7 protein-coding genes are annotated in these 11,977 nt (G+C 72.3%); all 7 read right to left on the reverse strand.

All coding sequences use genetic code 11. The features are described from left to right. Window positions 1–28: 28 nt before the first annotated feature. The 7 genes from ABD369_RS35835 to ABD369_RS35865 all read right to left on the reverse strand — a co-directional run bounded on the left by ABD369_RS35835 (window position 29) and on the right by ABD369_RS35865 (window position 11,658). Complete coding sequence (locus tag ABD369_RS35835; RefSeq protein WP_344640826.1) at window positions 29–2,506, reverse strand: SpoIIE family protein phosphatase; 2,478 nt, start codon at window positions 2,504–2,506, stop codon at window positions 29–31. A 184-nt stretch (window positions 2,507–2,690) separates the two neighbouring features. Next, the gene (locus ABD369_RS35840) at window positions 2,691–3,302 is read right to left on the reverse strand and encodes a TetR/AcrR family transcriptional regulator (RefSeq protein WP_344640827.1); all 612 of its coding nucleotides are present in this window, start codon (window positions 3,300–3,302) and stop codon (window positions 2,691–2,693) included. 191 nt (window positions 3,303–3,493) lie between these two features. Next, entirely contained in the window at window positions 3,494–5,083 is a 1,590-nt protein-coding gene (locus ABD369_RS35845; RefSeq protein ID WP_344640828.1) for an AMP-binding protein, read from the reverse strand. Between the two features lie 101 nt (window positions 5,084–5,184). After that, window positions 5,185–6,345 carry an acyl-CoA dehydrogenase family protein gene (locus tag ABD369_RS35850; RefSeq protein WP_344640829.1) on the reverse strand — a complete coding sequence of 387 codons (1,161 nt, stop codon included), beginning with the start codon at window positions 6,343–6,345 and terminating at the stop codon, window positions 5,185–5,187. Between the two features lie 96 nt (window positions 6,346–6,441). Next, window positions 6,442–8,367: an ATP-binding protein gene (locus ABD369_RS35855; protein ID WP_344640830.1), complete on the reverse strand. Its 1,926-nt coding sequence runs from the start codon at window positions 8,365–8,367 to the stop codon at window positions 6,442–6,444. A 10-nt stretch (window positions 8,368–8,377) separates the two neighbouring features. Continuing rightward, window positions 8,378–9,976 carry an acyl-CoA carboxylase subunit beta gene (locus ABD369_RS35860; protein ID WP_344640831.1) on the reverse strand — a complete coding sequence of 533 codons (1,599 nt, stop codon included), beginning with the start codon at window positions 9,974–9,976 and terminating at the stop codon, window positions 8,378–8,380. Beyond that, window positions 9,973–11,658 carry an acyclic terpene utilization AtuA family protein gene (locus ABD369_RS35865; RefSeq protein ID WP_344640832.1) on the reverse strand — a complete coding sequence of 562 codons (1,686 nt, stop codon included), beginning with the start codon at window positions 11,656–11,658 and terminating at the stop codon, window positions 9,973–9,975. The genes ABD369_RS35860 and ABD369_RS35865 overlap by 4 nt, the downstream gene beginning before the upstream one ends. Between the last annotated feature and the right edge of the window lie 319 nt (window positions 11,659–11,977).

Consider the following 11,977-nt stretch of genomic DNA (forward strand, 5'->3'; position numbering starts at 1 on the left):
AGCGCCTCACGCACACCCGCGCGAAGTCTCAGTATCTGATGGGGAGTTCGAGTTCGGCCCAGACCACCTTGCCGCTCCTGGTCGGACGGGTGCCCCAGCGGTGGCAGAGCTCGCTGACCAGGTGCATGCCCCGCCCGCCCTCGTCCTCCTCCGCTGAGGTCCGGACCCGCGGCGGCGGCCCCCCGGAGTCGAAGACCTCGACGGTCAGGACGCGGTCACGGAACAGCCGCAGCCTCCGCGGGGCCTCGGCGTGCAGCAGTGCGTTGGTGACCAGTTCGCTCACCATCAGTTCCGCGTAGTCGGTCAGCGCGGAAAGCCCCCACGCACCCAGTGTGGCCCGGGTGAAGCGGCGGGCCCGGGCCGGAATCGGTCCGTCGCCGTCCAGTGGCAGGGTGGCGATCCGGTCGGCGGGGACGGGCAGTGCCCGCGCCATGATCATGGCGATGTCGTCGTCGGTTCCCTCGGTGACCAGCGCGCCGAGCACCGCGTCGCAGCTCGCCTCCAGCGTGCGTCCGCTCCCGGCCAGGGTCTTGGAGAGCAGGCCGATGCCGTCGTCGATGTCCCGGCCCCGGCGTTCCACCAGGCCGTCGGTGTAGAGCGCGACCAGGCCGCCCTCGGGCAGGGTGAACTCGGTGCTCTCGAAGGCCACTCCACCGACCCCGAGCGGCACCCCGGGCGGCAGCGGCACCCTCCGGGCGACCCCGTCCGGAGAGACCCGCACAGGCGGGAGGTGGCCGGCCGAGGCGACCGTGCAGATGCGCTCGACCGGGTCGTACACCGCGCAGATGCAGGTCGCGAACTGGCCCTCGCCGATGCCCACGGCGGTCTCGTCCAGCCGGGTCAGCACCTGCTCGGGCGGCATGTCCAGGGTGGCCAGGGTACGGGCGACCGTCCGCAGTTGGCCCATGGTCGCGGCGGCCCGGATGCCGTGGCCCATCACGTCGCCGACCACCAGCGCCACCCGCCCGCAGGAGAGCGGGACCACGTCGAACCAGTCCCCGCCGACCTCGCTGACCAGGCTGCTCGGCAGGTACCGGTAGGCGATCTCCAGGCCGAGGGTGCGGTGGATCTCCTGTGGCAGCAGGCTGCGCTGCAGGGTGAGCGCGGTCTCCCGCTCGCGCCGGTAGAGCCGGGCGTTGTCCAGGGCGATGGCCGCCCGGGCGACCAGTTCCTCGGCGAGCGCCATATCGGCGGCGGCGAACGGCTCGGGATTGCGGGTGCGGACGAACTCCGAGCCGCCGAGCACCATGCCCCGGGCCATGATCGGCACCATCAGGTAGGAGTGGATGCCCGCCTCGAGCCCCGGTGCGACCCGGTCCGGCGCGGAGACCAGCGCGGCGAGCGTCTGCTCGTCGACATACGTCCGCAGCAGCGGCCGCCCACTGCGCAGGCACTCGGTGTAGGGCCGCTTGGCGTCGTACACGGAGGTCTCGCCCACCGCGTCCGAGGCTCTGACCAGTCCCGACTCGTACGCCTCGCCGACCGCCACCGCGCGCAGCCTGATGCCCCGGTCGGGGGCCAGCTGGGCGGGCTCCTCACCGCGCAGTACCGGTTCCAGCAGGTCCACGGTGGCGAAGTCGGCGAAGCGCGGCACCACCGCCTCGATCAGCTCCTCGGCGGTGCGCTGGAGGTCCAGGGTGGTGCCGATCCTGGCGGTGGCCTCGGCCAGCAGGGTGAGGCGCTCCTGCGCCCGGGCGGCGCGGGCCTCGGCCTGGAACCGCTCGGTGACGTCGATCAGCGAGGAACTGACGCCCAGCACCTTGCCGGTGGAGTCCTCCAGCCGGAAGTAGGAGGCGGACCAGGCCCGGTCGTGGCGCGGGTCACCGGGGGTGCGGCCGTGCGAACGGGCGTCCACCACCGGCCGACCGGTGGCGATGACCTGCCGCATCACGGCTTCGATCTCGGGGCCGTTCAGTCCGGGCAGCACGGTGCTGATCCGGCGGCCGACGTGTTCCTCGACCGGCAGGCCGTTGATCCGGGCCAGCGCACCGTTGAGCCGGACGAAGCGCAGCTCGGTGTCGTAGACCGCCATTCCGATCGGGGACTGGGTGAAGCAGCCGTCCAGCATGGCGAGGTCCGCCTCGACCCGGCGCAGTACGGCCAGGTCGGAGGCGGTGGCGAGCAGCATCCGTGATCCGCCCGGTCCGGAGATCGGGTAGGTGTGGAACTCCAGCTCGACCCGGTGGCCGTCGCGGTGGCGCACCGGCACGACCCCCGACCAGCCCTTCCCGGCCATGAGCCGCTCGAACATGGTGAGGATCGCGGGCCGGTCGACCTCGGGCACCAGCAGTTTGGCGGCGTACGCGCCGACGGCCTCGGCGGCGGTGTAGCCGGTGATGCGTTCGGCGTCCTCGCTCCAGTGCAGGATCCGGCCGTCGGCCTCCACCAGGGCGGTGGCGAGTGGTACCAGCCGGTGGCCCCGCAGACGTGCCGTGTCGTCGCCTGCCGGTGCCGCCTCCGTGTTCCGGCCGGCACCGTCGGGAGCGGTCCACTCGAATCCGTGCATGATCAGGAGCCCACCTGACAGGTACCTTCCCGGTCGGGGCCGGGGCAATCCGGCTCACACCAGACTGCACGGCGCCGGGCCGCCCGGCGACTCAACCGCAGGGCCGGACGGGCGCCTGCCCGGGGTCAGCCGAACCCGCCTGCTCCGGCCCGGCAGAGCGTGCGTCGTGCTCCGGCTGTGCGGCCTACGGCAGCACCGCGTCGAGGGTGCGGGCCCACTGGCGGATGACCCCGGTACGGCGGGGGCCGTCGTCGGTGAGCAGGTTGGCGAGGCCCAGACCGCGGGCCATGTCCAGGGTGGCCTGGACGGTCTCCCGGACGCCCGGGGTGGACTCGTCGGCCCCGAGGAACTCGACCGCGGCGCGGTGGGACTCCCGTCCGACGTGGTTCTCCAGCGCGATGATCCGCTCGCGCAGCGGCTCCTCGGTGGCCGCCGCCGCCCAGAGGTGGAGGGCGGCCCGGAACAGCGGGCCGGTGTAGAGGCGGACGATCATCTCCACCACCGCCTCCGTCCTGGCCGGCCCGGCGGGCGGCAGCTCGTCGGCGTGGGCCCGCACCGCGGCCAGCCGCTCGGCGGTGACGTGTTCGACGGCCGCGGTGAACAGGTCCTCCCTGGTCGGGAAGTGGTGCTGGGCCGCTCCCCTGGTCACCCCGGCCCGCTCGGCCACCACCGCGACGGTGGACCCGTTCCAGCCGAGCTCGGCCAGGCACTCCACAGCCGCCTCCAGCAACCTGCGGCGGGTGGCACGACTGCGGGTCTGCTGCGGGGCGCGGGAGGCGGCGGAGTGGAGGCTCATGGCTGCTTTCGGGTGACGGTCCGTCGGTTGCGGCTGATCCTTTCACCCCGGTCGGGCGATCAGCCAGGCGCCCCGGGGGCGCGGGGTACCGCACGGCCGGCCCCTGCGGGGGTGCCGTGCGGCTGCTCGGGAGGCGTCCGGGTGCCCATCCCGTCGCGCGCTCCCCGCACCACCCGGCGGTGCGGGGTGCGCTACCGGGTCTGCCGCGCACGGTCGCGCAGCTCGCGGCGGAGGATCTTCCCCGACACCGACTTGGGTACCGCGTCCAGGAACTCCACCGCCCTGACCTTCTTGTACGGGGCCACCTGCCCGGCCACGTACTCGATGACCTCCTCACCCGTGAGCGCGCTGCCCGGCGTCCGCACCACGTACGCCTTGGGCCGCTCCTCCCCGTCCTCGCCCCTGACGCCGACCACCGCGGCGTCGACGATCTGCGGGTGCGCCAGCAGCAGCGCCTCCAGCTCGGCGGGGGCCACCTGGTACCCCTTGTACTTGATCAGTTCCTTCACCCGGTCCACCACGAAGAGGTAGCCGCGCTCGTCCAGACAGCCGACGTCGCCGGTGTGCAGCCAGCCGTCCTCGTCGATCATCGCGTCGGTCTCGGACGGCCGGGCGAAGTACCCGCGCATCACCTGCGGCCCGCGGAACAGCAGCTCGCCCCGCTCACCGACGCCGAGGTCCTTGCCGGAGCCGTCCAGGGCCCTCACCCGCAGTTCGGTGGAGGGCACCAGCTTGCCGACCGTGCCGCACGGCGGATTCGGGTCGTCCGGCGTCATCACGGCGGCGACCGGCGAGAGTTCGGTCATCCCGTAGCCCTGGTGGATGCGCGGCAGGCCGAGCCGGCGGGCGCAGGCCTCGGCGAGGTCGGCGTCCAGCGGGGCGGCTGCGCTGAGGACGTAGCGGACCGAGGAGAGGTCGTACTGCTCGACCAGCGGGTGCTTGGCGAGCGCCAGGATCATCGGCGGTGCGGCGAACACACCCTCGATCCGCTGCTCCTGGATGGTGCGCAGGAACTGTTCGAGATCGAAGCGGGGCAGCACCACGACGGTGGAGCCGCTGCGCAGCGGCTGGTTGAGCAGGGCAGTGAAGCCGTAGATGTGGAAGAAGGGCAGGACCGCCAGGATGCGTTCACCCGGTTCCGTGCGGCGCATCGACTCGGTCTGGAACAGGTTGCTGGAGACGCTGCGGTGGCTGAGCATCACGCCCTTGGGCAGTCCGGTGGTGCCGCTGGAGTACGGCAGCACGGCGATGTCGGTGGCCGGGTCGATCCGCGGCTGCGGTTCGGGAGCGGTGGAGGCGAGCAGGTCGGTGAGTGAGCGGTGGCCTTCGGCCCGGTCGCAGACGAAGATCTCCTGGATCGGCTGCCCCTCCTGGGCGAGGACGCCGGCGGCTTCGGCGGCGGCCGCGAGGAAGGGTGAGACGGTGACGATCCAGCGGGCCCGGCTGTCGCGCAGCTGGCCGGTGAGCTCCTTGACGGTGGCCAGCGAACTGACGGTGGTGACGGTCGCCCCGGCCCTGGTGGCCGCGTACAGCGCGACGGGGTAGGCGATGGTGTTGGGACTGTACAGCGCGACCACATCGCCCTTGCGGACACCGGCCTCGGCCAGTCCGGCCGCCACCCGCCGACTCCCGGTGTCGAGTTGGGCGTAGCTGACGGACTCTCCGGTGACGCCGTCGACGAGTGCGGGGATCTCGGCGTGCCGCTCCGCGGTGGCCAGTACCGCGTCGTGGATCGGCAGTTCGAGAGGGGCGATGTCGGGACGGTCGCTGCGAAACGCCATACGTGCCTCCGGTTCGGCGGGATCGGTACGAGTACTCGCTACCCCAGGGTGGCCAACGGCAGCCGCCGGGAACAGAGCGCGTACCCGGCGGGGCCGACCGGTCAGTACGACTTGGGCAGGCCCAGGGTGTGCTGGGCCACGAAGTTGAGCACCATCTCCCGGCTGACCGGCGCCACCCGGGCGACCCTGGTGGCCGCGATCAGGGCGGCCAGGCCGTACTCCTGGGTGAGCCCGTTGCCGCCGAGGGTCTGCACGGCCTGGTCGACCGCGCGACAGGCGGCCTCACCCGCCGCGTACTTGGCCATGTTGGCGGCCTCGCCCGCCGCCACGTCGTCACCGCTGTCGTAGAGGTCGGCGGCCTTCTGCATCATCAGCCGGGCGAGTTCCACCTCGATGGCGCACTGGGCGAGCGGATGGGCGATCCCCTGATGCGCGCCGATCGGGGTGTCCCAGACGGTGCGGGTGCGCGCGTACTCCACGGCGGAGCCGAGCGCCTGGCGGGCGAGGCCGAGGGTGAAGGCGGCGGTCATGATGCGTTCGGGGTTGAGGCCGGCGAACAGCTGCATCAGCCCGGCGTTCTCGTCCCCGACCAGTGCCTCGGCGGGCAGCCGGACGTCGTCCAGGAAGACCTGGAACTGCTTCTCTGCGGTGACGAGTTCCATAGGGATGGGCCGGTACTCGAAGCCCGGGGTGTCGCGGGGCACGATGAACAGGGCGGGCTTCAGCTTGCCGGTGGTGGCGTCCTCGGTACGGCCGACGAACAGGACGGCGTCGGAGTGGTCGATGCCGGAGATGAAGACCTTCCGACCGGAGAGCAGCCAGTCGGCGCCGTCGCGGCGGGCGATGGTGCCGATCCGGTGGGAGTTGGAGCCGGCGTCCGGCTCGGTGATGCCGAAGGCCATCCGGCGGCTTCCGTCAGCGAGTCCGGGGAGCCACTGCTGTTTCTGCTGATCGGTGCCGAACCGGGCGATCACCGTGCCGCAGATGGCCGGTGAGACCACCAGCATCAGCAACGGCGTTCCGGCGGCGCCCAGTTCCTCCAGGACGATGGCCAGTTCGCTGATGCCGGCGCCGCCACCGCCGTACTCGGCCGGTATGTTGACTCCGAGGTAGCCCAACTTGCCAGCCTCCGACCAGAGTTCGTGAGTGGGCTGCCCGGCCCGGGCCTTGGCCTGGAAGTACCCGGCGCCGTAGCGGCGGCCGAGCTCAAAGACGGCGCGGCGCAGGGCCTGGCGCTCGGGGGATTCGGTGAACACGGACATGGGTGTGGTCCTCTTCCGTGAGCGGTCTTCGCATGGACGATTCAGCCCGGGGAACCGGCCGTGGCGTCGTGCACCCAGCGAGTGCCTGACGCCTAGTCAGGGCTGGACGACGGCCAGCAGGGTTCCCAGTTCGACCTGTTGGCCCGGGGTGACGCGGAGTTCGGTGAGCAGCCCGTCGGCCGGCGCGCAGACCCGGTGTTCCATCTTCATCGCCTCCAGCCAGAGCAGCGGCCGGCCGGCCTCGACCTGCTCACCGACGGTGACGGCGATCCGGACCACGGTGCCCGGCATGGGGGCGAGCAGTGCGCCGGGGTCGGTGTGGACGGCGGGCTCGGGGTGGCGCGGGAGTGCGGTGAGGGTGAGCGCGCCGAGTGGTGAGTCGAGGTGGACGGTGTCCTCGTGGACGGCGATCTCGAAGGTGCGGGTCAGGCCGCCGGTGCGGAGGGTGACGTGTTCGGGGGTCGCGGCGAGCAGTTGGGCATCGGGGTGATCCTCGGCCTGCAGGCCGGTGCGGGTGTGGCGGTAGCGGACCTCGTACTCGGTGCCGTCCGGCCCGCGGTAGCGCTTGAGCTGGGGTTGCGAGGGCAGGTTGCGCCAGCCGGACGGGAAGGCGCCGGGGCGGGCGGCGGCGTCCGCGAGGGCGGCGGCGAGCGCGGCCAGCGGGGTGTGCTTCTGCGGACCGGGGGCGAGCTCGGCGGCGTGTTCCGCGAGGAACCCGGTGTGCAGCCGGCCGTCCAGGAAGGCCGGGTGGCGCAGCGCGGCGACCAGCAGCTCGCGGTTGGTGGTCAGCCCGTGGATGCGGGCGCGGCTGAGCGCGTCGGCCAGTCGGCGGGCGGCGGTGGCCCGGGTCGGGGCCCAGGCGATCACCTTGGCGAGCATGGCGTCGTAGTGGACGCCGATGACCGCGGGCCCGGCGGTCGCCGAGTCCAGGCGCAGCCCCGTGTCCCCGGTCCCGGTGGTGAACTCGGCCGGTGCGTCCGGGAGCTGGAGCAGGTGCAGGGTGCCGGTCTGCGGCTGCCAGTCGCGCTCGGGATCCTCGGCGTAGAGCCGCGCCTCGATCGCGTGGCCCCGGATCGCGGGCGGCTCGGCGGGCAGTGCCTCGCCTTCGGCGATGCGCAGTTGCAGCGCGACCAGGTCGAGGCCGGTGACGCACTCGGTGACGGGGTGCTCGACTTGGAGGCGGGTGTTCATCTCCAGGAAGAAGATCCGGCCGTCGGGCGCCAGCAGGAACTCGGCCGTCCCGGCGCCGGTGTAGCCGATGGCTCGGGCGGCATCGACGGCGGCGGTGTGGAGTTCGGCCCGGACCCGCTGCGACAGGCCCGGTGCCGGGGCCTCCTCGATCACCTTCTGGTGGCGGCGCTGCAGTGAGCAGTCCCGTTCGCCCAGGGCCCAGACCGTGCCGAAGTGGTCGGCCAGCAGCTGGACTTCGACATGGCGCCCGGTCGGCAGGTACGGCTCGCAGAAGACCTCGGCCACACCGAAGGCCTTCGCCGCCTCGGCTCGGGCCGAGGCCAGCGCGTCCGGCAGGTCGGCGAGCCGCCGGACGATCCGCATACCGCGTCCGCCACCACCGGCCGCCGCCTTGACCAGCAGCGGCAGATCGTCCTCGGTGGGTTCGGCGGCGACGGTCAGCACGGGGACCCCGGCCGCCGCCATCAGCCGTTTGGCCTCGGTCTTGGAGCCCATCGCGGCGATCGCCTCGGGTGAGGGGCCGATCCAAGTCAGCCCGGCGGCCTGGACGGCGCGCGCGAACTCGGCGTTCTCGGACAGGAACCCGTACCCGGGGTGGACGGCGTCCGCCCCGGCGGCCAGCGCCGCCTCGATGACCAGGTCGGCGCGCAGATAGGTGTCGGCGGGTGCGGCTCCGGGCAGCCGTACGGCGGTGTCGGCCTCGCGGACGTGCGGAGCGTCCGCATCCGGGTCGGAGTGGACGGCGACGGTGGCGATGCCGAGTTCACGGCAGGTCCTCAGGATCCGGCGGGCGATCTCGCCCCGGTTGGCCACCAGCAGGGAGTTGATCATGAGTCAGCCCTCACATCCGGAAGACGCCGTAGCCACGCGTGCCCTCGACGGGGCCGCTGTGGATCGCGGAGAGACAGAGCCCGAGCACGGTTCGGGTGTCGCGCGGGTCGATCACGCCGTCGTCGTAGAGCCGTCCGGACAGGAAGACCGGCAGTGACTCGGCCTCGATCTGCTGCTCCACCATGGCCCGGATCGCGGCGTCGGCGTCCTCGTCGTACGGCTGCCCCTTGGCCGCCGCCGACTGCCGGGCGACGATCGAGAGCACGCCGGCGAGTTGCTGCGGTCCCATCACCGCCGACTTGGCGCTCGGCCAGGCGAACAGGAAGCGCGGGTCGTAGGCCCGTCCGCACATTCCGTAGTGCCCTGCCCCGTACGAGGCGCCCATCAGCACCGACAGGTGCGGGACCTTGCTGTTGGAGACCGCGTTGATCATCATCGCGCCGTGCTTGATGATGCCGCCCTGCTCGTACGCCTGGCCGACCATGTAGCCGGTGGTGTTGTGCAGGAAGAGCAACGGGATGTCGCGCTGGTTGGCCAGCTGGATGAACTGGGCGGCCTTCTGGGACTCGGCGCTGAACAGCACGCCCTGCGCATTGGCCAGGATGCCTACGGGGTAGCCGTGCAGGGTGGCCCAGCCGGTGGCCAGGCTCGGGCCGTAGAGCGGCTTGAACTCGTCGAAGTCGGAGCCGTCGGCGATCCGGGCGATCACCTCGCGCGGGTCGAAGGGGACCTTGAGGTCACCAGGGACGATGCCGAGCAGCTCCTCCTCGTCGTACCTGGGTGGCGGCGCGTCCAGTCGTGGGCCGGGTCCGGCCTTGCGCCAGTGCAGGCGGCGGACGATCCGGCGGGCGGTCCGCAGCGCGTCGGGCTCGTCCAGCGCGAAGTGGTCGGCCAGCCCGGAGGTGCGGGCGTGCATCTCGGCGCCGCCCAGCGACTCGTCGTCGGCCTCCTCACCGGTGGCCATCTTCACCAGCGGCGGGCCGCCGAGGAAGACCTTGGCCCGCTCCTTGACCATCACCGTGTGGTCCGACATGCCGGGCACGTACGCGCCTCCGGCGGTTGAGTTGCCGAACACCACCGCCACGGTGGGGATTCCGGCCGCCGAGAGCCGGGTCAGGTCGCGGAAGAGCGCACCACCCGGGATGAAGATCTCCTTCTGGCTGGGCAGGTCGGCACCGCCGGACTCGACCAGGTTCACCAGCGGCAGCCGGTTGTGCAGGGCGATCTCGTTGGCGCGCAGGGCCTTTCGCAGCGTCCACGGGTTGCTGGCGCCGCCGCGCACGGTCGGGTCGTTGGCGGTGATGACGCACTCGGTGCCCTCGATGACGCCGATACCGGTGACCAGCGCCGCGCCGACCGGGTGGTCGCTGCCCCAGGCGGCGAGCGGGGAGAGTTCCAGGAAGGGCGAGTCCGGGTCGATCAGCAGCTCGATCCGCTCGCGCGGCAGCAACTTTCCCCGGCTGCGGTGCCGTGCCACGTACTTGGGCCCGCCGCCGGCCAGCGCCTTGGCGTGCTCGGTGTCGAGCTCGGCCAGTTTGGCGAGCATCGCGTCCCGGTTGGCCGTGTACTCGGGCCCGGCCGGATCCAGCCGGGTGGTCAGGACGGTCACAGCAGTTCCTCCGGAAGGTCGAGGTGGCGGGCGCGCAGCCACTCCCCCAGCGCCTTCGCCTGCGGGTCGAACCGGGACTGCGCCGCGACGCCCTCACCGAGCAGGCCCTCGATGGTGAAGTTGACCGCGCGCAGGTTGGGCAGCAGGTGCCGGGTGACGGTCAACGCCGCCGTCTCGGGCAGCAGCCGACGCAGCAGGTCGACGGTCAGGGTGTGCGCGAGCCAGCGCCAGCCCGGCTCACTGCGGGCCCAGACACCGAGGTTGGCGTCCCCGCCCTTGTCACCGCTGCGGGCGCCGACCAGCAGCCCGAGCGGCGCCCGGCGGGTCGGGCCCGGCATGGGCGGCGGTGGCAGCGACGGCTGTTCGAGGGGCCGGAGTTCCCGGGTCGCGGTCGGCGGCGGCACCGGAACGCTGCGCCCTTCCGGCAGCACGGCCAAATGGGCGACCGCCCCGGCGTCCAGGTGGACGGCCTCGAACACCCCGTACGGAGTCCCGGGGCCAGGTGGGGCGGTGAGGTGGAATCCGGGGTAGCTGGCCAGGCCCAGTTCCACCGCCGCGCTGCTCAGAGCGCGCCCGACCGGACGCTGGTCACCGTCCCGCACGGTGAGCCGCAGCAGGGCGGAGGCGGTCTCCTCGGTACCGGCGTCGGCATGGTCTGTCCGGACCAAGGTCCAGCGCAGCTCGGCCGGGCGCGGATCCAGCGCCTGCTCCAGCTGCTCCCGCAGCAGGGCCGCCTTGGCCTCGATGTCCAACCCGGTGAGGACGAAGACCACCTCGCCCAGCCAGCCGCCCAGCCGGTTCAGCCCGACCTTCACGGTGGGCGGCGGCTCCTCGCCGCGCACACCGCTGATCCTGACCCGGTCGGGTCCGTCCTGGCTCAGCCGTACGGTGTCCAGCCGTGCGGTGACGTCCGGTCCCGCGTAGCGCGCCCCGCCGGTCTCGTACAGCAGCTGGGCTGTGACGGTCTCCACGGTGACGGCGCCGCCGGTGTCGAGGTGCTTGGTGATGACGCTGCTGCCGTCCGCCTCGATCTCGGCGATCGGGAACCCGGGGCGACGCACGTCGTGCTCCTGGAAGAACGCGTAGTTGCCACCGGTGGCCTGGGCTCCGCACTCCAGGACGTGGCCGGCCACGACCGCCCCGGCGAGGGCGTCCAGCTCCTGCGGGCCCCAGCCGAAGTGCGCGACGGCCGGTCCGGCCACCAGCGCGGCATCGGTGACCCGGCCGGTCACCACCAGGTCCGCACCGCCGCGCAGGCACTCGGCGATCCCGTACGCGCCGAGGTAGGCATTGGCGGCCAGCAGGCCGTCCGGCAGCCCCAACTCGGCGGCCCTGGGCAGCAGATCGTCGCCGACGACCTGTCCCACCCGCAGCGGAATTCCCTGTTTCTGGGCCAACTCGCGCAGCGCGTCCGCCAGTCGGCCCGGGTTGAGACCGCCCGCGTTGACCACGATCCGCACCCCCGTCTGGTGCGCCAGCCCGAGACACTCCTCCATCTGCCGCAGAAACGTCCTGGCATAACCGAGTTGCGGATCCCGCAGCCGGTCCCGGGCGAGGATCAGCATGGTCAGTTCGGCCAGGTAGTCCCCGGTGAGCACGTCCAGCCCACCGCCGGTGAGCATCTCCCTGAAGGCGGAGAACCTGTCTCCGTAGAAGCCTGACGCATTGCCGATCCGCAACACCGCAAGTCTCCCCTGCCGCCGCGTGTCTCGCACCGTCGCACCAACGGGCAGCAGCCTGGCAGCGGGCGGGCAATAAAGCAAGCATGCATGCTTGTTTTGTTGCCGGGCAACTCGCTTGACCCGAAGCTGACTTGTGTGACTGGAACCGGTAGCTGGCGATTGGAACCGATAGTTGGCGGCCCCTCGACGTCGCCACGGTGAGTGACTTGAGCCGGGACACGATAGGTGGAACCTGGCCAGGCGTGTTGGAACTACCGGAGACGGGTCGCAGTCCGGACAAGGCCGGCGACGGCTCTGGACCGACTGTGCGGCGGCCAGG

The sequence above is a fragment of the Kitasatospora cystarginea genome (assembly GCF_039533515.1).
GTDB classification, from domain to species: Bacteria; Actinomycetota; Actinomycetes; order Streptomycetales; family Streptomycetaceae; genus Kitasatospora; species Kitasatospora cystarginea.

Excerpts from the sequence above, each read along its gene's own strand:
- ABD369_RS35835 (WP_344640826.1), bottom strand. The coding sequence starts at position 2,506 with ATGCACGGATTCGAGTGGACCGCTCCCGACGGTGCCGGCCGGAACACG.
- ABD369_RS35840 (WP_344640827.1), bottom strand. The coding sequence starts at position 3,302 with ATGAGCCTCCACTCCGCCGCCTCCCGCGCCCCGCAGCAGACCCGCAGT.
- ABD369_RS35850 (WP_344640829.1), bottom strand. The coding sequence starts at position 6,345 with ATGTCCGTGTTCACCGAATCCCCCGAGCGCCAGGCCCTGCGCCGCGCC.
- ABD369_RS35855 (WP_344640830.1), bottom strand. The coding sequence starts at position 8,367 with ATGATCAACTCCCTGCTGGTGGCCAACCGGGGCGAGATCGCCCGCCGG.
- ABD369_RS35845 (WP_344640828.1), bottom strand. The coding sequence starts at position 5,083 with ATGGCGTTTCGCAGCGACCGTCCCGACATCGCCCCTCTCGAACTGCCG.